This window comes from Pseudomonas sp. ML2-2023-6, assembly GCF_037055265.1.
In the GTDB taxonomy this organism is placed as follows: domain Bacteria; phylum Pseudomonadota; class Gammaproteobacteria; order Pseudomonadales; family Pseudomonadaceae; genus Aquipseudomonas; species Aquipseudomonas kulmbachensis.
The window spans coordinates 10,001-31,869 of sequence record NZ_CP146347.1 but is presented as its reverse complement, the minus strand read 5'-3'; the positions used below and the strand labels follow the sequence as shown (position 1 = coordinate 31,869).

The 21,869-nt window shown below is 57.5% G+C and carries 21 protein-coding genes and 1 rRNA gene (1 of these 22 cut by a window edge); 11 read left to right on the top strand and 11 right to left on the bottom strand.

Features of this window, described 5'->3' with window-relative positions:
• Nucleotides 1-26 precede the first annotated feature (26 nt).
• Both V6L79_RS00145 and V6L79_RS00140 read left to right on the top strand, forming a co-directional pair.
• Nucleotides 27-821 carry a helix-turn-helix transcriptional regulator gene (locus V6L79_RS00145; protein WP_321834712.1) on the top strand — a complete coding sequence of 265 codons (795 nt, stop codon included), beginning with the start codon at nt 27-29 and terminating at the stop codon, nt 819-821.
• A gap of 126 nt (nt 822-947) precedes the next feature.
• Entirely contained in the window at nt 948-1,841 is an 894-nt protein-coding gene (locus tag V6L79_RS00140) for a PA4780 family RIO1-like protein kinase (protein WP_261739862.1), read from the top strand.
• Between the two features lie 98 nt (nt 1,842-1,939).
• Here V6L79_RS00140 and V6L79_RS00135 read toward each other — a convergent pair whose 3' ends face one another.
• Nucleotides 1,940-2,803, bottom strand: coding sequence for an MBL fold metallo-hydrolase (locus V6L79_RS00135; RefSeq protein ID WP_261739861.1), 864 nt, complete (start codon nt 2,801-2,803; stop codon nt 1,940-1,942).
• Nucleotides 2,804-2,895: 92 nt separating this feature from the next.
• Between V6L79_RS00135 and V6L79_RS00130 the strand changes: the two genes are divergently transcribed.
• Genes V6L79_RS00130 through V6L79_RS00120 form a run of 3 tightly spaced genes read left to right on the top strand, consistent with a single transcriptional unit; the run spans nt 2,896 to nt 5,640 of the window.
• Complete coding sequence (locus V6L79_RS00130) at nt 2,896-3,225, top strand: metalloregulator ArsR/SmtB family transcription factor (RefSeq protein ID WP_133079610.1); 330 nt, start codon at nt 2,896-2,898, stop codon at nt 3,223-3,225.
• A gap of 43 nt (nt 3,226-3,268) precedes the next feature.
• Entirely contained in the window at nt 3,269-4,834 is a 1,566-nt protein-coding gene (locus tag V6L79_RS00125; RefSeq protein ID WP_338579647.1) for a TIGR01244 family sulfur transferase, read from the top strand.
• 8 nt (nt 4,835-4,842) lie between these two features.
• Nucleotides 4,843-5,640, top strand: a complete 798-nt coding sequence (locus tag V6L79_RS00120; RefSeq protein WP_338579646.1) for a sulfite exporter TauE/SafE family protein — start codon at nt 4,843-4,845, stop codon at nt 5,638-5,640.
• 158 nt (nt 5,641-5,798) lie between these two features.
• Here V6L79_RS00120 and cueR read toward each other — a convergent pair whose 3' ends face one another.
• The 3 genes from cueR to V6L79_RS00105 all read right to left on the bottom strand — a co-directional run bounded on the left by cueR (nt 5,799) and on the right by V6L79_RS00105 (nt 9,081).
• Nucleotides 5,799-6,215 carry a Cu(I)-responsive transcriptional regulator gene (gene cueR, locus V6L79_RS00115; RefSeq protein WP_261739858.1) on the bottom strand — a complete coding sequence of 139 codons (417 nt, stop codon included), beginning with the start codon at nt 6,213-6,215 and terminating at the stop codon, nt 5,799-5,801.
• 13 nt (nt 6,216-6,228) lie between these two features.
• Nucleotides 6,229-8,616, bottom strand: coding sequence for a heavy metal translocating P-type ATPase (locus V6L79_RS00110; protein ID WP_338580290.1), 2,388 nt, complete (start codon nt 8,614-8,616; stop codon nt 6,229-6,231).
• A gap of 84 nt (nt 8,617-8,700) precedes the next feature.
• Nucleotides 8,701-9,081 (bottom strand): hypothetical protein, encoded by a 381-nt coding sequence (locus tag V6L79_RS00105; RefSeq protein WP_338579645.1) that lies wholly within the window; start codon nt 9,079-9,081, stop codon nt 8,701-8,703.
• Between the two features lie 146 nt (nt 9,082-9,227).
• Here V6L79_RS00105 and V6L79_RS00100 point away from each other — a divergent pair, with 146 nt between their 5' ends.
• Both V6L79_RS00100 and V6L79_RS00095 read left to right on the top strand, forming a co-directional pair.
• On the top strand, nt 9,228-9,428 hold the full coding sequence (locus V6L79_RS00100) for a heavy-metal-associated domain-containing protein (protein WP_261739856.1): 201 nt from the start codon (nt 9,228-9,230) through the stop codon (nt 9,426-9,428).
• Nucleotides 9,429-9,692: 264 nt separating this feature from the next.
• A complete protein-coding gene (locus tag V6L79_RS00095) occupies nt 9,693-10,889 on the top strand; it encodes a multidrug effflux MFS transporter (RefSeq protein WP_321834703.1) in 1,197 nt (398 codons plus the stop codon).
• 1 nt (nt 10,890) lies between these two features.
• On the opposite strand, the gene V6L79_RS00090 is transcribed toward V6L79_RS00095, so the two are convergent.
• Both V6L79_RS00090 and V6L79_RS00085 read right to left on the bottom strand, forming a co-directional pair.
• Nucleotides 10,891-11,061, bottom strand: a complete 171-nt coding sequence (locus V6L79_RS00090; RefSeq protein WP_261739854.1) for a hypothetical protein — start codon at nt 11,059-11,061, stop codon at nt 10,891-10,893.
• Nucleotides 11,062-11,184: 123 nt separating this feature from the next.
• Nucleotides 11,185-12,198, bottom strand: a complete 1,014-nt coding sequence (locus V6L79_RS00085) for a zinc-binding alcohol dehydrogenase family protein (protein ID WP_321837201.1) — start codon at nt 12,196-12,198, stop codon at nt 11,185-11,187.
• 124 nt (nt 12,199-12,322) lie between these two features.
• Between V6L79_RS00085 and V6L79_RS00080 the strand changes: the two genes are divergently transcribed.
• Complete coding sequence (locus V6L79_RS00080) at nt 12,323-13,228, top strand: LysR family transcriptional regulator (RefSeq protein ID WP_261739852.1); 906 nt, start codon at nt 12,323-12,325, stop codon at nt 13,226-13,228.
• A 124-nt stretch (nt 13,229-13,352) separates the two neighbouring features.
• On the opposite strand, the gene V6L79_RS00075 is transcribed toward V6L79_RS00080, so the two are convergent.
• The 5 genes from V6L79_RS00075 to V6L79_RS00055 form a co-directional block, all read right to left on the bottom strand.
• Nucleotides 13,353-14,306, bottom strand: coding sequence for an adenosine deaminase (locus V6L79_RS00075; protein ID WP_261739851.1), 954 nt, complete (start codon nt 14,304-14,306; stop codon nt 13,353-13,355).
• A gap of 95 nt (nt 14,307-14,401) precedes the next feature.
• A complete protein-coding gene (locus V6L79_RS00070) occupies nt 14,402-15,088 on the bottom strand; it encodes an SDR family oxidoreductase (RefSeq protein WP_321834700.1) in 687 nt (228 codons plus the stop codon).
• A gap of 157 nt (nt 15,089-15,245) precedes the next feature.
• Nucleotides 15,246-15,848 (bottom strand): YigZ family protein, encoded by a 603-nt coding sequence (locus V6L79_RS00065; RefSeq protein WP_338579644.1) that lies wholly within the window; start codon nt 15,846-15,848, stop codon nt 15,246-15,248.
• A 13-nt stretch (nt 15,849-15,861) separates the two neighbouring features.
• Nucleotides 15,862-16,512 carry a TetR/AcrR family transcriptional regulator gene (locus V6L79_RS00060; RefSeq protein ID WP_261739848.1) on the bottom strand — a complete coding sequence of 217 codons (651 nt, stop codon included), beginning with the start codon at nt 16,510-16,512 and terminating at the stop codon, nt 15,862-15,864.
• A gap of 42 nt (nt 16,513-16,554) precedes the next feature.
• On the bottom strand, nt 16,555-17,475 hold the full coding sequence (locus tag V6L79_RS00055; protein ID WP_019825763.1) for a LysR family transcriptional regulator: 921 nt from the start codon (nt 17,473-17,475) through the stop codon (nt 16,555-16,557).
• A 124-nt stretch (nt 17,476-17,599) separates the two neighbouring features.
• On the opposite strand from V6L79_RS00055, the gene V6L79_RS00050 reads away from it, so the two are divergent.
• From V6L79_RS00050 to V6L79_RS00040, 3 genes are all read left to right on the top strand, one after another.
• Nucleotides 17,600-18,949, top strand: a complete 1,350-nt coding sequence (locus V6L79_RS00050) for an aspartate aminotransferase family protein (protein ID WP_261739847.1) — start codon at nt 17,600-17,602, stop codon at nt 18,947-18,949.
• Between the two features lie 82 nt (nt 18,950-19,031).
• Nucleotides 19,032-20,525 (top strand): CoA-acylating methylmalonate-semialdehyde dehydrogenase, encoded by a 1,494-nt coding sequence (locus tag V6L79_RS00045; protein WP_261739846.1) that lies wholly within the window; start codon nt 19,032-19,034, stop codon nt 20,523-20,525.
• 567 nt (nt 20,526-21,092) lie between these two features.
• Nucleotides 21,093-21,869, top strand: a 16S ribosomal RNA gene (locus tag V6L79_RS00040) (it continues 760 nt past the right edge of the window).

Sequence of the window (21,869 nt, the reverse complement as noted above, 5' to 3'; positions counted from 1 at the left end):
GACGTCTTGCGACATAAGGCCAATCAATGCCGCCAAACGGACAACGTGGGCCCCAGCGTGCCATTCCAGTGCTCGATGAGTTGCCGCGGCCGCTCTATGCCCGGGCTGAGAGTCTGGGGGCGGGGTCGTGGACGCCCCGTCATCGCCATGACTGGGTGCAATTTTCGTACGCTATCAGCGGTGTTCTGGGGGTGCATACCGACGAGGGCAGTTTTTTTGCGCCGCCGCAGTGGGGAATCTGGATTCCGGCCGGGCTGGAGCACGAAGTCATTACCTCGATGCGTGCTGAAATGCGCAGTCTGTATGTGCGCCGTGAAGACTGTCGGTGGGCGCCGCAGCATTGCCGGGTGTTGGAGGTCACGCCGCTGGCCCGGGAGTTGATCAAGCGATTTTGTGAATTGCCGGTGGCCTACCCCGAAGGCGCAACCCCCGAACAGCGTCTGGTGCAGGTGTTGCTCGATCAGCTTGCGAGCTTGCCCGAGGTTGGGTTCTCGTTACCGTTGCCGCGTCATGCGCGGCTGCTGGCGTTATGCAATGAGTTGATCGAAAGTCCGGATACGGTAGTGACCTTAAGCCTGTGGGCTGAGCGCTTGGGAACGTCGGAAAAAACCCTGATGCGTTTATTTGCCCGAGAAACCGGTTTGAGCTTTCGCAGCTGGCGTCAGCGCATGCGTTTGCTCTCCTCGTTAAAAGGGCTGGAGGAGGGCGCCAGCGTAACCAGCGCGGCGTTGTCCTGCGGTTATGATTCGACCTCGGCCTTTATTGCCGCGTTTAAGAAAATGTTCGGGTTTACCCCTGGCGAGTTATTTCGTCAGGGCTGAGTCGGTGCTCAAAACGGGTTGCTCGTCTATCATTCAAATCGTTTGCCCTCTCCCCGTGGTGAGTGGATTGCCGTATAACGAGTGACATTCGCGTGTTTGGTAATAAAGGACCCACAATAAAAGCTGATGAAGACTCCAAAACGCTTAGAACCCCTGATCGAAGACGGTCTGATCGACGAGGTGCTGCGCCCACTCATGAGTGGTAAAGAAGCAGCTGTGTACGTAGTCCGCTGCGGCAATGAGCTGCGATGCGCCAAGGTTTACAAGGAGGCTAACAAACGAAGTTTTCGCCAGGCTGCCGAATATCAGGAGGGCCGCAAGGTTCGCAACAGCCGTCAGGCTCGCGCGATGGCCAAGGGCTCGAAGTTCGGTCGCAAAGAAACCGAAGACGCTTGGCAGAACGCCGAAGTGGCTGCGCTGTTTCGTTTGGCTGGCGCTGGTGTCCGGGTTCCAAAACCGTTCGACTTCCTGGAAGGCGTGCTGTTGATGGAGCTGGTGGCGGATGAGTACGGTGATGCCGCTCCGCGATTGAATGACGTGGTGCTGGAACCGGATCAGGCGCGCGAATACCACGCCTTCCTGATTCAGCAGATCGTGCTGATGCTGTGTACCGGTCTGGTTCACGGCGACTTGTCCGAGTTCAACGTACTGTTGACGCCGACCGGCCCGGTGATTATCGACTTGCCGCAGGCAGTCGATGCCGCGGGCAACAACCATGCATTCACCATGCTGGAGCGTGACGTCGGCAACATGGCTTCTTACTTCGGGCGTTTTGCACCGGAGCTGAAGGGCACCAAGTACGCCAAGGAAATGTGGGCGCTTTATGAAGCAGCCACCTTGCACCCTGGCAGCGTGTTGACGGGCGAGTTTGACGAGCCGGACGAACTGGCTGATGTCGGCGGTGTAATGCGCGAGATCGAAGCTGCACGCCTGGACGAAGCCTTCCGTCAGGCAGTACGTGCTGCGGATGATGCTCCACCGAGCAAGGCTGAAGAGCCGCCGCCACCGTGGATGCAGTAATTGGCTAAATAAAAAATCCGGCTCAGGCCGGATTTTTTATGTGCTCGAATCGTGTGCCTTGTGGGAGCGAGCCTGCTCGCTCCCACAAAGAGGGGATTTCAAAACCGGTTCAGTGGGATTTTCAGGCTGCACAAGCCACTTTCATCTGCGGGTGGCAGGTTGCCAGCGCGAATGTTGATCTGAATGGCCGGGATCAGCAGTGCAGGAACCCCAAGAGTGGCGTCGCGTGCCGTGCGCATGTCGACAAAACCCGTCAGATCGATGCTGTCGTTCACATGGATATTTCTGGCGCGTTGTTCGCCTACCGTCGTTGACCAGGTAGCTGCGCGCCCGGCTGGCGGGTAGTCATGGCACATGAACAGTCGGGTCTGTGCGGGTAAGGCCAGCAGGCGCTTGATCGATTGATACAACTGGCGTGCATCGCCCCCCGGAAAGTCGCAGCGGGCCGTGCCCACGTCAGGCATAAACAGGGTATCGCCGACGAACAGGCTGTCGTTCTCAACCTGATAAGCCATATCGGCCGGGGTGTGCCCCGGCACATGCAGTGCCTGTACCTGTAGTCGCCCGATGTGGAATAACTCGTCCGGTTCGAACAGCCGATCGAACTGCGAGCCGTCCAGTTTGAACTCGGGCTCAAGGTTGTAAATATCGCGAAATACCCCTTGAACCTGGGTGATAGCAGCGCCGATGCCGATCTGGCCGCCCAGTTTACGTTTCAGATAGGCGCTGGCAGACAAGTGGTCGGCGTGGGCGTGGGTTTCCAGTAGCCATTGCACCTTCAGCCCCTGTGCCTGCACGAACGCGGCGATATTGTCGGCGCTGGCGGTACTGATGCGACCGGCGGCGGCATCGTAGTCGAGCACCGGATCGATGATCGCGCACTCGCTGGCGCAGGCTTCATAGACCACGTAGCTCACGGTTGACGTCACTGGGTCGAAGAAACCTTGAATTTCGGGGAGCATGAGAGTCCTCGTGCAAGTCAAAAAATATTCAATATATTGAAACATATATTATCGGGTCGTAGACTGTCGACCATCACGCCCCGGAGCTTTTCATGACTGCTCAGCTAACTAGCGAAGAAATCGGACTTCTGCGCGATTCTGCCTCCAAAGCCTGCACGCTTCTCAAGGCCTTGGCCAATGAAGATCGACTGCTGCTGCTCTGCCAACTGACCCAGGGTGAGCGCAATGTTGGCGAACTTGAAGCGTTGACGGGCATCCGTCAGCCCACCCTCTCGCAACAGCTGGGCGTGTTGCGCGATGAAGGCATGGTCAACACTCGAAGGATGGGGAAATATATTTTCTATTCACTCGCCAGCTTTGAAGTGGTTTCTGTGATGCAAACCCTGTCGGGTCTGTATTGCGGGCAGGCACTCAAAAAGTAACGCGCTCTCAATCCATTCATTTTTGTTGTGCCTGGAGTGCTCAATGGAGCAAAGCATCAAGCGAATCGACGCGTCATTTTCTGTGACCGGTCAGATCGAGCAGTCTGATCTCCAATTTTTGGCTGCGCAGGGTTTTGCCAGTGTGATCTGCAACCGCCCGGACCATGAAGGCGGACCAGAGCAACCGGAGCACGCATCCATGCAACAGGCAGCCCAGGCCCTGGGACTGAGCTTTGCCTACCTGCCGGTGCCGACCACTGGCGCGACACCCGAGCAGGCGCAGCAGTTGCGTCATTTGCTCAGCGAGCTGCCCAAACCTGTTCTGGCGTACTGCCGCACGGGCAATCGTTCTTCAAAACTCTTTGAGGCGGCCACCCAAGGCACGCGTGAGGCCAGGCAGTACGATGTGGTCGTGGTGGGCGGTGGTTCAGCCGGTATCTCGGTGTCGGCGAGCTTGTTGAAGCGCAACGCGGCGTTGCGTATCGCCGTGATCGAACCCAGTACCGAACACTATTACCAGCCCGCCTGGACGCTGGTAGGGGGCGGTGCCTACGATGTCAAAAATACGGTTCGGCCTACTGCTGCGGTGATGCCCAAAGGCGTTGCCTGGATCAAGGCGTCGCTGTGTGCGTTCGCCCCGCAGCGCAAGGTTGTGCTGCTCAGCGATGGTACTGAGCTGGGTTATCAGCAATTGATCGTTTGCCCAGGGCTGCAACTGGCCTGGGAAAATATCGAAGGTCTGGAAGAGACTCTGGGCAAAAACGGCGTCACATCCAACTATCGCCACGATCTGGCGCCCTACACTTGGGAGCTGGTGCGCAGCTTGCGTGATGGCAAAGCGCTGTTTACTCAGCCGGGTATGCCAATCAAGTGTGCAGGCGCCCCGCAAAAGGCCATGTACCTGTCCTGCGATCATTGGCGCAAGCGTGGTGTTCTGGATTCGATTGCAGTGGAATTCAATTTGGCCGGGGCGGTGCTGTTTGGCGTCCCGGCTTTTGTCCCGCCGTTGATGAAGTACGTTGAGGCCTATAACGCCCAACTGGCTTTTCAGTCCAATCTGGTCAAGGTCGACGGGCCGGGCAAGACTGCCTGGTTTGATGTGATTGCCGCAGACGGTAGCGTAACCCGCGTCGAAAAAACCTTCGACATGTTGCATGTGGTGCCACCGCAGCAGGCCCCCGACGTGATCCGCCGCAGTGAGTTGGCTGACAAGGCGGGCTGGTTCGAAACCGACCCGGCAACCCTGCAACACCCGCGCTACCCTGAAATTTTCGCCTTGGGTGATGTTTGTAACACGCCCAATGCCAAGACCGCAGCGGCGACCCGCAAGCAAGCGGTCGTGGTGGCCGACAACCTCCTGGCACTGCGCAAGGGGGCGGTCTTGCCCAAGCGCTACGACGGCTACGGCTCCTGCCCGTTGACCGTGGAAAACGGCAAAGTGATCCTGGCCGAATTTGGCTATGGCGGGAAACTGCTGCCCACCTTCGCCCTTGACCCGACGGTGCCGCGCAAATCGGCCTGGCTGCTCAAGGCAACCTTGCTGCCGTGGTTCTACTGGCACGGCATGCTCAAAGGGCGCGAATGGTTCACTGACTGCAAGCCGGACTGAGCCTGACCATGTTGATTATTCTGTTGGGTATGTTGGTGGGTGTGGTACTCGGTTTGACGGGGGCCGGTGGCGGCATTTTGGCTATCCCGGCACTGACCCTGGGGCTGGGTTGGACCCTGGCGCAAGCCACACCGGTGGCATTGCTGGCGGTCGGTACGGCTGCGGCATTGGGCGCCCTGGATGGTCTGCGTAAAGGGTTGGTGCGTTACAAGGCCGCCGCATTGATGGCGATTGTGGGCTCGACGACCTCGCCGATCGGGCTTCACCTCGCCAGAATGATGCCCGCCAGGGTGCTGGTTTTGATGTTTAGCGCGGTGATGATGTTCGTCTCGGTGCGTATGTTTTTGCAGGCCAGAGCCGATGCGCGTGATGACGGCAGCATGGGGGCAATAGAAAAAAACTGCATGCTCAACCCGGCTACCGGGCGGCTGACCTGGAATGCTCGCTGCAGCATGACGCTGGTGTCGATTGGCGCCACCTCGGGTCTGCTGACGGGCTTATTGAGTGTGGGTGGCGGATTTTTGATCGTGCCTGCGTTTCGCAAATTCAGTGATGTGCGCATCCACGCCGTGGTGTCCACCTCGCTGATGGTGGTGGCGTTGGTATCGCTGGGCACATTGGGCAACCTGATGAGCCAGGGCGTAAGCCTGTCGAGTGAAGGCGTGGTGTTTATCGCGGCAACCCTGGCCGGGATGATTGCCGGCCGAGTGATTGCCCCCAAGGTTTCGGCCCAATGGCTACAGCAAGGCTTCGCGGCACTGTGCGCCGCGATCGGCCTGTTGATGCTCGCTAAAGTGCTCCTGTAGAGGCGTTACGGACTCCCGTAGCAGCTGCCGAGGAACGAAGGCTGCGTTCGGCGGCGAAGCCGTCGTAAAACCTGAGGTCGCGGTCTACCAGTTAAACTGTGGGCTCAGGTTTTACGATTGCTTCGCAATCGAACGCAGCCTCGTTCCTTCGGCAGCTGCTACAGGGCTTTCGCTCTGTTGAGGCAGCAGGCGCTCTCCAGATCTTTGAGAATCGGGCAGTCAGGGCGATGATCGCCCTGGCAGTTCTCGACCAGATCCTGCAGCGTGTCGCGCAGGCTGGTCAGTTCGGTAATCTTTTGATTCAACGCATCAATATGCTGGCGCGCCAGTGCCTTCACATCGCTGCTGGCGCGCTGGCGGTCTTGCCAGAGGGTCAGCAGCTTGCCGACTTCTTCCAGCGAAAACCCAAGGTCACGCGAGCGTTTGATAAACGCCAGGGTGTGCAGGTCGTCGTTGCTGTAAAGGCGGTAGCCGCTGTCACTGCGACTGGCGGGTTTGAGCAGGCCGATGGACTCGTAATAACGAATCATCTTGGCGCTCAAGCCGCTGTGTTTGGCGGCCTGGCCGATATTCATGACAGTTGCCTCCTTATTCAAGATCCTTGGGTTTCCAGAATTTGAGCAACAACGCGTTGCTGACCACGCTGACGCTGGAAAAGGCCATTGCCGCGCCCGCCAGCACCGGATTCAAAAAGCCGAAGGCGGCCAGTGGAATGCCGATTACGTTGTAGATAAACGCCCAAAACAGGTTTTGCCGGATTTTGGCGTAGGTCTTGCGGCTGATTTCCAATGCCGCAGGCACCAGTCGCGGGTCGCCGCGCATCAGGGTGATGCCCGCCGCATGCATTGCCACATCGGTGCCGCCGCCCATCGCGATGCCAATATCGGCCGCTGCCAGTGCCGGGGCATCGTTGATGCCGTCGCCGACCATCGCCACTACACCGGTTTTCTTCAGCTCAGCCACGGTTGCGGCCTTGTCGGCGGGCAACACTTCGGCGTGGACATCGGTAATCCCCAGCGCCTCGGCAACCACCTTGGCGCTGCCACGGTTGTCGCCGGTCAGCAGGTGGCTGCTGATGTGGCGTGCATTGAGCTGCTCGATGGCCGACAGGGCGCCCGGTTTCAGCGTGTCACCAAAGGCGAACAGGCCCAGCACTTGCGGTTGCGGGCTTTGCTCGATCAGCCACGACAGGGTACGACCTTCGGTTTCCCAGGCCTGGGCAGATTCGGCCAGCGACCCCGGGTTGAGGCCGGTTTCTTCCAGCAGACGGCGGTTTCCCAGTGCCAGGCGGCGGCCCTCCAGAGTGCCGGCAATGCCGCGTCCGGTCAGCGATTGGCTGTCGATCACATCCGGTACATTCAGACTGCGTGCGGCGCAGACATCCAGAACGGCTTTGGCCAGCGGGTGTTCGCTACCGCGTTGCAGGGCTCCCGCGGCTTGCAGCAAGTGCGCCTCATTACCGTCGAGTGCGCTGAAGTGGGCAATTTGCGGGGTGCCGGAGGTCAGGGTGCCGGTCTTGTCGAAAACCACGGCACTGACTTCGTGGGCGCGCTCGAGGGCTTCAGCGTCCTTGATTAAAATCCCGTGGCGAGCGGCGACACCGGTGCCGGCCATGATTGCGGTAGGGGTCGCCAGGCCTAGAGCGCAAGGGCAGGCGATAACCAATACCGCCACGGCGTTGATCAGCGCGGTTTCGATGGGGGCACCATAAAGCCACCAGCCGAGCAGCGTGGCGAGGGCGATCAGCAGTACCACGGGGACGAATACCTGGCTGACTTTATCCACCAGTTTCTGGATCGGCGCCTTGGCTGACTGCGCGTCTTCGACCAAGCGGATGATTCGCGCCAGTACGGTTTCAGTGCCCAGAGCCAGGGTCTTGATGATCAATCGGCCTTCGCCATTGATGGCGCCGCCGGTGACTTTATCCCCAGGCTGTTTCGGCACCGGCAGGCTTTCGCCGCTGATCAGGGCTTCGTCGGCATGGCTCTGGCCTTCAACCACTTCGCCATCCACCGGGAAGCGTTCGCCGGGTTTGACCAATACCAGATCATTGAGGCGCAGGTCGCTGATGGCAACGTCTTGTTCCTGTCCGTCGATCACGCGCAAGGCCCGTTCCGGGCGCAGGGCTTCCAGGGCGCGGATGGCGCTGGCAGTCTGGCGTTTGGCGCGGCTTTCAAGGTATTTGCCCAGCAGCACCAGAGCGATCACCACCGCCGAGGCTTCGAAATACAGATGCGGCATGCTGCCGGGCTCGGCGATGGCCCACTCATAAAGGCTCAGGCCATAGCCGGCGCTGGTGCCCAGAGCAACCAGCAGGTCCATATTGCCCGCACCGGCTTTGACGGCTTTCCAGGCGGCGACATAAAAGCGCGCACCGAGAATGAATTGCACCGGGGTAGCGAGCAGAAACTGGGCCCAGGCAGGCAGCATCCAATGCACGCCAAAAGGCGCGAGCAGCATCGGCAGTACCAGCGGCAATGCCAGCACAATGGCCAAGGTCAGCGCCCAGCGTTCGCGGTGCAGGCGTTTTTGCTGATCGTCTTCAGTGGCTTTTTCGGTTTGGTGCACGCTGGCGCCATAACCGGCCTGGCTGACAGCGTTTATCAGCAAACTTGTATCGACCTGGCCGAGTAGCTCGACATGGGCACGTTCTGTGGCGAGGTTAACGCTGACGCTTTTGACCCCCTGCACCTTGGCCAGGGCCTTTTCGACCCGCCCCGCACACGAGGCGCAGGTCATGCCGCTGATGTCCAGTTCCAGGCTATGGGCGGGCACGCTGTAACCTGCCTGATGCACGGCTTCGACCAATGCCGGCAAACTGTCCACAGGCGCTTCGATACGTGCCTGTTCAGTGGCCAGATTGACGCTCACTGAGCGCACGCCAGGGACTTTGGTCAGGGCTTTTTCTACACGCCCTGCGCAACTGGCACAGGTCATTCCATCAATCGGCAGATCGAATTGGGTGGGCACGAGCAGTCCTCCTCAAGAAGTTATCTATCCATAGAATCGACCTTGACCCCATGGGAAGGTCAAGGCTTCTTGCTGTTCGTTATCGCCCGCTCAATATTCCAGTTTGGCAGGCTTGAGGTACATGCCTTGTTTACCCAGGGCGATGCGGTATTTACGTACGTCACCGGTCTTGAGGGTGAATTGCTGTGCGGGTGGGACCAGCATGCCTGGCAAGCAACCGGGAGCTTGCCCGGGCAGCAGCTTGAGGCGGATATCGACGCTGGCCGCCGGCAAGTTAAAGGACAGCGCCTGCTCCTGAAACAATCGCCCGGCCAGTTGATCGTCGATATACACGCCGACCTCGCAGTTGGTCGGCACTTCAAGGCGCTCGCGAGAAATGATCAGCACGCCGTAGTCCTGATCGGCATTTGCCCACAGCGGCAAATTGGCAAGAGCCAAAAGGCTGACTAGGCTCAAAGCGGTCCAGCGCATGGCTAGGTATCCTGTTTTCAATCGCAAGGCCTGCAGCTTGGCCGAGCAGGGGATGGATTGCCAGTAAGCGAGTAAAACAACGGGCTTGACCTTGCCACAGTGGCAAGGTCGAAGCTTTAGTCATCACTCAGATAGGAGGCTTGATCATGCAAACGTTCAAAGTAGACGGTATGACCTGTGGTGGCTGTGTGGCTGCGGTGACCCGTGCGGTGCAGGCTGTGGATAAAGACGCGAAAGTCGACGTGGACCTGGCGAGCAAAACCGTCAAGGTGGACAGCAAGGTGTCGCCTTTGCAGATTATCGACGTGATCACCAATGCCGGGTTTGAAGCGCGTACAGCGCACTGATGTTGCGTAGCAGCTGCCGAAGGAACGAGGCTGCGTTCGGCGACGAAGCCGTCGTAAAACTTGCGTTCGCCTTCTATTCAGTTAAACGGCGGGTTCAGGTTTACGAGCGCTTCGCACTCGAACGCAGCCTCGTTCCTTCGGCAGCTGCTACAGGGATTTGTATCAAGCACTAAATATTTATTAGCTAGCTATCTTTATGTTCAAGTTCAGTATCCGCGGCTAGACTATCGGGCTGCACTAATTGCAGCACGATCTGGATACCTGATGAACCTTAGAACGATTCTGATTCTTGGCGCCTTGAGCGCTTTCGGTCCCCTGGCGATCGACTTTTATCTGCCTGGCTTTCCGGCGATGGCGCAAGCCTTTGCAACAGATGAGCAACATATTCAGCTCACGCTGGCGGTCTACTTTTTGGGCTTGTCCATCGGCCAACTGGCCTATGGCCCGATTGCTGACCGTTTCGGTCGACGCATTCCGCTGCTGGTGGGGGTTGGCCTGTTTACGCTGGCATCGTTGGCTTGCGCGTTTGCCCCAACTCTGGAATGGCTGATCGGTGCCCGATTCGTTCAGGCACTGGGTGGTTGCGCGGGTATGGTGCTGTCGCGGGCAATTGTCAGCGACAAGTGTGATGCTGTGGGTTCGGCCAAGGTCTTTTCGCAATTGATGCTGGTGATGGGGCTGGCCCCGATCCTGGCGCCGATGCTCGGTGGTGTGCTCGTCAACCTGCACGGCTGGCAATCGATTTTTATCGTATTGACCGGGTTCAGTGCCCTGGCCGCCCTTGCCGTGGCGTTGGGCTTACCGGAAAGCCTGCCGGCCAATGTACCGCGTCAGCCTCTGTCGGGAGCGTTGCGCCAATATGGTCGTTTGCTCAAGGACGGTGAATTTCTGGGGCATGCGCTCACCGGGGGGATCGCTATGGCCGGGATGTTTGCCTACATAGCCGGTTCGCCTTTCGTCTTTATCAAACTCTATGGCGTACCTGCCGAGCATTACGGCTGGCTGTTTGGCAGTAATGCTGCGGGCTTCATTCTGGTGGCGCAGGTTAACGCCCGCTTACTGGCCAAGCGCGGTCCGGCTTTTTTGCTGGCGCGTACGGTGTGGGTCTATCTGGCGGCGGGCCTGGTGTTGCTGGGGATCAGTGCGCTGCACACGGAGCAATTGTGGCCGCTGTTGATTCCGCTGTTTATCTGCATCGCCAGCTTGGGCTGCATCATTCCCAATGCTTCAGCCTGTGCCATGAGCGGGCAGGGCGCGCGAGCCGGTAGTGCTTCGGCGATGCTCGGCTGTTTGCAGTTCAGCGTGGCTGCGGCTGCAGCTTCATTGGTGGGTGTGTTGCACGATGGCAGCGCGATGCCGATGGCGCTGGTCATTACGTTATGCGGGGTTTTGGCTGTGGCTATCGCGATGGCGACCCGGCGTTTGTACACCGCCCGGATCGCCGCAGAGCAGTCGATCTGATTCAGCCTGCCAAACGTTCGGGCAGCCTGTGCGGGGCTTGCAGGCGAGATTGCAACTTATCCACAAAGGCACGGGCCTCGGATTCGCTACGAAAGTTAACGGCTTGCTGGTCGATTTGAACTTGCCATTGGCAGTCAGGGGATCTTGCTAACGCTTTTATCAGGATTTTCATTACGGGCCTCCTTCAGTTCGCAAAGGAGGCCAGTGTATGCCGAAATACTTGGGTAAATATGTCAGGGGTCAAGTCTCTGACTGACGGTTGAACGTTGGCCGCATCAGTCCCCTGACAGTTTTTTCAGAACCCCTCGAGCACAATTTTGCCTTTGGACTTACCGCTTTCCAGCAGTGCATGGGCGCGGCGCAGGTTGGCGGCGTTGATGGTGCCAAAGTGCTCGCCGACGGTCGTGCGCAAGGTGCCAGCATCGATCAGCTCGGCGACGCGATTGAGCAAGCGATGTTGCTCGATCATGTCCGCAGTCTCGAACAGCGAGCGGGTGTACATGAACTCCCAGTGCAGTGACAGGCTCTTGCGCTTGAGCTTGGTGATATCCAGCGCCTTGGGATCGTCGATCAGCGCAAGTTTGCCTTGTGGTGCCAGGGCTTCGACCAACTGATCCAGATGCTGATCGGTTTGGGTCAGGCTGGCGACGTGGGTGACGGCGTTGATGGCGTGGCGCTTGAGTTCTTCGCTCAACGGCTGGCTATGGTCGACAACAAGATCGGCACCCAGCTCGCGGACCCAGGTTTGGGTTTCAGGACGTGATGCGCTGCCAATCACCTTGAGTGCGGTCAGTTGGCTGGCCAGTTGCGTCAGGATCGAACCGACGCCACCTGCCGCGCCGACAATCAGCAGGCTTTGCTGCTCATCGGTTTTGCCCTCGGTTACGCCAAGGCGATCAAACAACAGTTCCCACGCGGTGATGGCAGTCAGCGGTAACGCTGCAGCCTGGGCGAAGTCGAGGCTTTTTGGCATGTGCCCGACGATCCGCTCATCAACTACGTGGCGTTCGCTGTTGGCCCCGGCACGGGCAATGGAGCCTGCGTAAAACACCTTGTCGCCAACTTTGAACAGGCTGACATCGCTGCCGACAGCCTTGACCACCCCGGCGACATCCCACCCCAGTACTTTCGCGCAGGCGCCTTCGGGCTGTACGTTCTGGCGGACTTTGGTGTCCACCGGGTTAACGGAAATGGCTTTGACCTCGACCAGCAAATCGCGCGGACCGGCAACCGGCTCAGGCAATTCGATGTCTTGCAGGGCCAGCGGGTCTTGAATGGGCAGCGAATGGTAGTAGGCGACAGCTTTCATGGGACATCTCCTGAAAATGGGTAAGAATCTGGTGATGATGATTAGCTATTTATCAGAATGATAAAACCGGCTAAAACAGCAGTCTCTTTCAATATTTTTTTGATAATGGCCGAGTGAGTCCTGGATGCTGCGTTTCGATGACCTGCAACTGTTTGTTCGCGCCGCCGATTTGGGCAGCCTCTCTGCCGCCGCACGGGTGATGGACATGTCACCCGCAGTGGCCAGTGCGGCACTCAAGCGGATAGAGGCACAGTTGGGTGCGCGACTGCTGGCGCGCTCTACCCGTAGTTTGCGCCTGACAGCTGAAGGCGAAGGTTTTCTCGAGTATGCCCGTACGGCGCTAAGTAGCCTGGATGAAGGGCGGCGTTTATTGGCGCGTGGGCAAGATCAGGTCAGCGGTGTGTTACAGCTGTCGGCACCGTCCGACTTCGGGCGTAATTTGTTGCTGCCCTGGCTGGATGAATTTCAGCGTGAGCATCCGCAACTGACGGTGCGGCTGTTACTCGGTGACCGGATTGCCGATCTGTTTCGCCAGCCGGTGGATATTGCCTTGCGCTATGGCGAGCCGGAGGACTCCAGCCTGGTGGCATTGCCGGTGGCGCCGGACAATCGCCGGGTGCTGTGTGCATCTCCCGCCTACCTGGCGCGCAAGGGTGAGCCGCATCAGCTCGAGCAACTGCTGCAACACAACTGCCTGCTGTACATGCTCGGCACGCGGGTCCACGACCATTGGCAATTCAATGATGGCAAGCGCGAGTTGGGGCTGACGGTGAGTGGCAATCGTTTTAGTGACGATGCCGATGTGGTGCGCCTGTGGGCGGTGGCCGGGGAGGGCATTGCCTACAAGTCGTGGCTGGATGTGGCGGGGGATGTGACAGCAGGCAGGCTCAAGGTGCTATTGCCTGAACTGTTGTGCGAACGGGCTCCGCTCAATTTGCTCTGTGGTCATCGTGCGCAGTTGAGCAAACCGGTGAAGCTGCTGCGCGACATGCTCAGTGAGCGATGTAGGGCGTTATCTAGAACCCTGTAGATACTCTGTTCCAGGTCAAGCCCCTTGTGGGAGCGAGCCTGCTCGCGAAGAGCATTCGCGAGGAGGCTCGCTCCTACGCTTGAAGTATCCCTGCGGCAGCGGCTACAGGTCTGATCGGTTGGTATTAAGGCTTGACCAACCGCGCATCCAGGCTGTTTTGCGCCAGGCGTTTGGCCTGGTCCTGGGTCATGCCCAGATCGGTGTACAGCGCATGGAAGTTCTCGGTCATGTAGCCGCCGAAGTAGGCCGGATCATCGGAGTTGACGGTAACTTTCACGCCGCGCTCAAGCATGTCGAGAATGTTGTGCTGCGACATGTGATCGAACACGCAGAGCTTGGTATTGGACAACGGGCACACGGTCAACGGGATCTGCTCGTCGATGATGCGCTGCATCAGGCGCTCATCTTCAATGGCGCGTACACCGTGATCGATGCGCTGGATTTTCAGCAGATCCAGGGCTTCCCAGATGTATTCCGGTGGGCCTTCTTCACCTGCGTGGGCAACGGTCAGGAAGCCTTCATGGCGTGCCCGGTCGAATACGCGCTGGAACTTGCTCGGCGGGTGGCCCATTTCTGAGCTGTCGAGACCAACGGCGACAAATGCATCGCGAAATGGCAGTGCCTGATCGAGGGTTTTTTCCGCTTCTTCTTCACTCAAGTGGCGCAGGAAGCTCAGGATCAGACCGCTGGTGATACCCAGTTGCTGCTCGCCATCCTTGAGTGCACTGGCGATGCCGTTGAGCACGACTTCGAACGGAACACCTCGGTCGGTATGGGTTTGCGGGTCGAAGAAGGGTTCGGTGTGAATGACGTTCTGTGCCTTGCAGCGCAACAGGTAGGCCCAGGTCAGGTCGTAGAAGTCCTGAGAGGTGCGCAGTACGTCCGCCCCTTTGTAATAGAGGTCGAGGAATTCTTGCAGGTTGTTGAAGGCGTACGCCTTACGCAAGGTTTCAACGTCGTTCCAGGGCAACGCGATCTTGTTGCGCTCGGCCAGCGAGAACAGCAACTCAGGCTCCAGAGAACCTTCAAGGTGCATGTGCAGTTCAGCTTTTGGCAGGGCGTTCAGCCAGTCATACATAAAAAATCTTCTCATCAAATCGGGTACAGATGGCGACATTCTACAGGCGGGAGGTGACACAAGTGAAAATCCCCCCGCCATTTGTCGCAGACCGCTTACCAGGGAATAGTTTGACCCTTGTAGTCGATAAAGTGATGGCCGCCTTTACCGGCAAAGACTTTGACCTGTTCAACCAGGCCGCGGGTGCTGGTTTGTACATCAATGTCGGCACCTTCGCCGCCCATATCGGTTTTTACCCAGCCCGGATGCATGGACAGCACGGTTGGATTGTTGTCACCCAATTCGTAGCGCACAAAGGTGTTGGTCATTGAGTTGAGCGCTGCCTTACTGGCCTTGTAGAGGGCCATCTCGGGGGCATCAGGGTGAGTGACGCTGCCGAGTACCGAACTCATAAATGCCAGGACACCACTGTCTTTTCGGACTTTGCTGACAAATTCGCGGGCCAGGTTGATTGGAGCCACGCTGTTGGTGAAAAACAACTGCCCCACTTCGGCCAGCGTGGCATTGCCCGACAGTTGATCATCCGGGCCTTTGACGCCGGCATTGATAAACAGCAGGTCGAAAACGTCGCTGTGCAACGTATTGCTCAATGCCTTGATGGCCTGCTTGCTGTCCATGTCCAGTCGCTCGATGCGTACCGGCCCCAGGGCTTTCAGTGCTTGCGCTTTACTGGGATCGCGGACTGTCGCCGTGACGGTCCAGCCATCGGCGATCAGCTCTTTGACCAGACCCAGGCCCAAGCCACGTGAAGCTCCGATGATCAGTGCGTGTTTTGCTGTCATGAGTAGCGTCCTATAGAACGGTGATGGGGGTTGGTTAAAAAGCGTACAAGTGTGTCAAGCGCACACGGCACAAGGGCTGCAGCGGTATGTGCTCAGGTTATCCACAGGTGGGTGCACAGTGCCTGTGGGCAACTATTGATGCAGGAAAATAGCACTTTTATTCGTCAGCCTTAAAGGCGTGGCGGTGTAGCAAAATTCTGCCGCGACTGAGGTCGGCCAGTTGCTGTTGCGCAAGAACAATCTGTTCTTCGGCTAATGCCAGTCGCAGGTCAACGCCATTGGCGGTGAATGCCTCGTCGATGACCAAGCCGTTCAGTTCGGCCAGGCGCAGCTTTACCAGTGCCAGCTCGCTGAAACTGCACGAACAGTTGAGCACTACCCGGCTGACCAAAGGCAGTTTTTCGGCGCTTTGCAGGCATTTGTTCGCGCCGCCGCCATAGGCGCGAGCCAGCCCGCCGGTGCCGAGCTGGATACCGCCATACCAGCGGATGACCAGCACGGCGACCTGATCGCAGTCCTGGGCCTCAATGGCCGAGAGTATCGGGCGTCCTGCTGTGCCGCCGGGCTCGCCGTCATCGCTGCTGCGGTATTGATCCCCAAGCTTCCAGGCCCAGCAATTGTGCGAAGCATTCAGGTCACTGTGCAGCTCGATGAAGTCGAGAGCCTGTTGGGCGCTGGTGATAGGCGCGGCAAAGGTGATAAAGCGGCTTTTACGGATTTCTTCGCGGTATTCGCAAAGTCCCGTGAGGGTAGAAGGCATGTCGGTTCCAGGCTCAGGCAGTGGGCGTCAGGCCGCAGCCTTTGAGAATGATGCGAGTCAGGTTGTCACTGGCCACTTGCATGTCCTGTTTGGTCAGGTGCGTGCGGCCTGATACGCGGCAAATCTGGGTCGAAAAGTCGGCGTAATGCTGGGTGCTGCCCCACAGCAGGAAAATCAGGTGTACCGGGTCGACCGGATCCATCTTGCCAGCGTCGATCCAGGCTTGAAACACCGCCGCTCGACCTTGAAACCAGGCTCTGTAGTCTTGAGTGAAGTACTCGGTCAGACAGGCCCCGCCGCTGATGATTTCCATCGCAAATACACGCGAGGCCTGGGGCTGTCGGCGTGAGAACTCCATCTTGGCGTGAATGTACTGAGTCAGTGCTTGAGCCGGGTCATCTTCAGCGGTCAGGGCATTAAAGGTGCTGTCCCATAATTCGATGATATTGCTCAGAACAGCGATATACAGCCCCAGCTTGTTGCGGAAGTAGTAGTGCAGATTGGCTTTGGGCAGCCCAGCGCCAAGGGCGATGGCATTCATGCTGGCGCCTTTGAAACCATAACGGGCAAATTCATCCTCGGCGGCCTTGAGAATGGCCTGTTCGTTTTTCTGGCGAATACGACTGGGAGGCTTGCCATCATGGGCGGGGACTTCAAAGGTCATGGGCGTTCCAGGCAATCTGTGGGTGTAGCGAAGTTTTTCACGTTAGCGCGTCGCTTCCAGGCTCTCAAGAAAACTTTCCAGTACCAGATGCGGGCGACGACCTTTACGCGTGACGGATGCCAGGCTCAAATCATAAAAGCGCGTTTTGGCTTTCAGCGCTCGTAGTCTGCCCTGCTGAACCCACAGGCTGGCGTAATGGTCGGGCAAGTAACCAATATAGCGCCCGGTCAAAATCAAAAAAGCCATGCCTTCGCGGTCTGAAGCGCTGGCGGTGCAGTTGAGCGCTTGATAGTGAGCCTGAATATCGGAGGGCAAGCGGAAGGTGGGAGCGATGGCGTCTTGATCATTGAGCCGCGCATCCTCCAACTGCCGGTCGTCGACATAAAACAGCGGATGGCCCACTGCGCAATACAGCAGGGAGCGCTCGCTATAGAGCGGCTGATATTCCAGCCCGGACAAGGTGCTGGCCTGCGGCACAACGCCCACATGCAGACGCCCGTCGAGTACCCCTTGTTCGACTTCGTGGGGCGAGATCATGCGAATGTGGATTTGCACATCGGGGCCGCGCTCCTTGAGCTGGGCCAAGGCATGGGTGATGCGCATATGGGGCAGGGTGACGAGGTTGTCGGTCAGGCCAATGGTCAGTTCGCCGCGTAAATGCTGGTGCAGGCCGTTGACCTCTGTACGAAAACTTTCGAGCGCGCCGAGTAACTGCAAAGCTGACTGATAGACCTCGCGGCCTTCTTCTGTCAGCGAAAAGCCCGCCCGCCCACGTTGGCAAAGGCGCAAACCCAGGCGTTGCTCAAGATCACTCATCTGCTGGCTGATGGCTGAGCGCCCGATGCCCAGCACGGTCTCAGCCGCCGAGAACCCACCGCACTCCACGACACTGCGGAAAATACGCAGTAATCGAATATCAAAGTCGCTGACCTGGGCCAGTGCATCCGGACGACGGCTGCTCATAGTTTAGTGAACGCCTAACTAAAGGTTAGAAGAGTTGGATTTCATCGACTTTATAGGCGTGGCAATTTAGGTGCAACAACGCTTTCAACATCCCACGCCGCTTTTGCCTTGCGAGGTTTTGCTGATGAACATGCCCGAGAATGCCGAATTGAACGTGACCAGCCAGCTAAAGCTGGATGCTCACTGGATGCCTTACACCGCCAACCGTAACTTCCATCGTGACCCACGCTTTATCGTGGCCGCCAAAGGCAGTTATCTGACGGACGATAAGGGTCGGCAAATTTACGATTCACTGTCTGGTCTTTGGACTTGCGGTGCAGGGCATACCCGGACGGAAATCCAGGAAGCAGTGGCCAAGCAATTGGGCACCCTCGATTATTCTCCGGCGTTCCAGTACGGCCACCCACTGTCCTTCAAGCTGGCAGAGAAAATTACCGAGCTGACGCCGGGCAATCTCAATCACGTGTTCTTCACCGACTCGGGTTCGGAGTGTGCGGACACTGCAGTGAAAATGGTGCGTGCTTACTGGCGCCTGAAAGGCCAGTCGAGCAAAACCAAGATGATTGGTCGTGCTCGTGGTTATCACGGTGTGAACATCGCGGGCACTAGCCTGGGTGGTGTAAACGGCAACCGTAAATTGTTCGGTCAGGCGATGATGGACGTTGATCATCTGCCGCATACGCTGCTGGCGAGCAATGCGTTTTCTCGCGGCATGCCGGAGCTGGGCGGGATTGCTCTGGCCGATGAGCTGCTCAAACTGATCGAACTGCACGATGCCTCGAACATTGCAGCGGTGTTTGTGGAGCCGATGGCCGGTTCTGCCGGTGTTCTGGTTCCGCCGCAGGGTTATCTGAAACGTCTGCGTGAAATCTGCGATCAACACAACATCCTGTTGGTGTTCGATGAGGTGATTACCGGGTTTGGTCGTACAGGTTCGATGTTCGGTGCTGACAGCTTCGGTGTGACACCTGACTTGATGTGTATTGCCAAGCAAGTCACTAACGGTGCGATCCCTATGGGCGCCGTGATTGCGACCAGCGAGATTTATCACACGTTCATGAATCAACCGACACCTGAGTACGCGGTTGAATTCCCGCATGGCTATACCTACTCGGCTCACCCAGTAGCGTGTGCTGCCGGTCTTGCTGCGCTTGATCTGCTGCAAAAGGAAAACCTGGTGCAGAGCGTGGCTGAAGTCGCGCCGCATTTTGAGAATTCGCTGCATGGTTTGAAGGGCGTGAAGAACGTCATCGATATTCGCAACTATGGCCTGGCAGGTGCGATTCAGATTGCACCGCGTGATGGCGATGCAATCGTGCGTCCATTCGATGCTGCGATGAAGCTGTGGAAAGCCGGTTTCTACGTGCGCTTTGGTGGAGACACCTTGCAGTTCGGGCCAACCTTCAACAGCAAGCCGCAAGAGCTTGATCGTTTGTTCGATGCTGTCGGCGAAGCTCTGAACCAGATCGACTGATCCTTCTATATAGAAGCGACACTAATTGCATTCACCCAGGCGCGCAGCGTTCGCGCCTGTGGACAACTTTTCTGGAGCATCCATGAGCACCATTCAACACTTGATCAATGGCGAACTGCTGAACGACTCCGGTCGTACCGCTGACGTGTACAACCCGTCGACCGGTAAAGTGATTCATCAGGTTCCATTGGCCAGCCGCGAGACCATTCAACAAGCTATTGATGCAGCCAAGGCCGCATTTCCGGCGTGGCGCAATACGCCTCCGGCCAAGCGTGCCCAGGTGATGTTCCGTTTCAAGCAATTGCTGGAGCAGAACGAAGCGCGGATCTCGCAGTTGATCAGCGAAGAACATGGCAAGACCCTGGAAGACGCAGCGGGTGAATTGAAGCGTGGTATCGAGAACGTCGAGTACGCCTGTTCAGCTCCTGAAATCTTGAAGGGCGAATACAGCCGCAACGTAGGGCCGAACATTGATGCCTGGTCGGACTTCCAGCCACTGGGCGTGGTTGCGGGCATTACGCCTTTCAACTTTCCGGCCATGGTTCCGCTGTGGATGTATCCATTGGCGATCGTGTGCGGTAACTGTTTCATTCTTAAGCCGTCGGAGCGTGATCCAAGCTCGACGCTGTTGATTGCTCAATTGTTGCTGGAAGCCGGGTTGCCAAAAGGCGTGATGAACGTGGTGCACGGCGACAAGTCTGCTGTGGATGCACTGATCGAAGCGCCAGAAGTCAAAGCACTCAGCTTTGTAGGTTCAACGCCGATCGCCGAGTACATCTACGCGGAAGGCACCAAGCGCGGAAAGCGCGTGCAGGCACTGGGCGGGGCGAAGAACCATGCGGTACTGATGCCGGATGCGGACCTGGATAACGCAGTCAGCGCATTGATGGGCGCGGCGTATGGTTCGTGCGGTGAGCGCTGCATGGCCATTTCGGTGGCTGTGTGTGTGGGCGATCAAGTGGCAGATGCCTTGGTGGCCAAACTTGTTCCGCAAATCAAGGCGCTCAAAATCGGTGCGGGTACTTCGTGCGGTCTGGACATGGGGCCATTGGTCACTAGCCAGGCGCGTGACAAGGTCAGCGGCTATGTCGATGATGGCGTGGCGGCAGGTGCCGAGCTGGTGGTAGATGGTCGCGGCCTGAGCATCAAGGATCATGAAGAAGGCTTCTTCCTGGGTGGCTGCCTGTTTGATCGCGTCACCCCTGAGATGCGTATCTATAAGGAAGAGATCTTCGGTCCGGTGCTGTGCATCGTACGGGTCAAGAGCCTGGAAGAGGCGATGCAACTGATCAATGATCACGAGTACGGGAATGGCACCTGCATTTTCACTCGTGATGGTGAAGCGGCTCGTTTGTTCTGCGATGAGATTGAAGTCGGGATGGTGGGGGTTAACGTTCCGCTGCCAGTACCTGTGGCATACCACAGCTTCGGCGGGTGGAAGCGCTCGTTGTTTGGCGACCTGCATGCTTACGGCCCGGACGGCGTGCGCTTTTACACGCGTCGCAAGGCGATTACTCAGCGCTGGCCTCAGCGGGCCAGTCATGAGGCATCGCAGTTTGCCTTCCCGAGTCTGTAAAGCTAACGGTAGCGCTATATAGAAGAAGAGAGGCCAGCCGTCAGGCTGGCCTCTGCTTTTAGGGCGCTTTTAAGGCTATATGACAGAAATGTGAAGCAAGTGCTTGACCCAGAATTCTAACGGCCTATAATTCGCCCACTTCCGGCGCAGTCGAAACGGAAAACTCCTTGAGTTTCAATGAGTTGGATTGGTTTTCGGCAGTGTTAGCTTCAAGTCATCGAAGCAGGAAATGAGGTGTTGACAGCAGCGTGTAACGCTGTAGAATTCGCCTCCCGCTAACGAGAGATCGAAAGCGCAAGTGGTTGATGTTACAGAGGAAACTTTGAAAACATCTTAAAATAACCGCTTGACAGCAACAGAGGCTGCTGTAGAATGCGCGCCTCGGTTCAGCGAAAGCTAACCAACCGCTCTTTAACAACTGAATCAAGCAATTCGTGTGGGTGCTTGTGGAGTCAGACTGATAGTCAACAAGATTATCAGCATCACAAGTTACTCCGCGAGAAATCAAAGATGTAACCAACGATTGCTGAGCCAAGTTTAGGGTTTCTTAAAAACCCAAAGATGTTTGAACTGAAGAGTTTGATCATGGCTCAGATTGAACGCTGGCGGCAGGCCTAACACATGCAAGTCGAGCGGTAGAGAGAAGCTTGCTTCTCTTGAGAGCGGCGGACGGGTGAGTAATACCTAGGAATCTGCCTGATAGTGGGGGATAACGTTCGGAAACGGACGCTAATACCGCATACGTCCTACGGGAGAAAGCAGGGGACCTTCGGGCCTTGCGCTATCAGATGAGCCTAGGTCGGATTAGCTAGTTGGTGAGGTAATGGCTCACCAAGGCTACGATCCGTAACTGGTCTGAGAGGATGATCAGTCACACTGGAACTGAGACACGGTCCAGACTCCTACGGGAGGCAGCAGTGGGGAATATTGGACAATGGGCGAAAGCCTGATCCAGCCATGCCGCGTGTGTGAAGAAGGTCTTCGGATTGTAAAGCACTTTAAGTTGGGAGGAAGGGCAGTTACCTAATACGTGATTGTCTTGACGTTACCGACAGAATAAGCACCGGCTAACTCTGTGCCAGCAGCCGCGGTAATACAGAGGGTGCAAGCGTTAATCGGAATTACTGGGCGTAAAGCGCGCGTAGGTGGTTTGTTAAGTTGAATGTGAAATCCCCGGGCTCAACCTGGGAACTGCATCCAAAACTGGCAAGCTAGAGTATGGTAGAGGGTAGTGGAATTTCCTGTGTAGCGGTGAAATGCGTAGATATAGGAAGGAACACCAGTGGCGAAGGCGACTACCTGGACTGATACTGACACTGAGGTGCGAAAGCGTGGGGAGCAAAC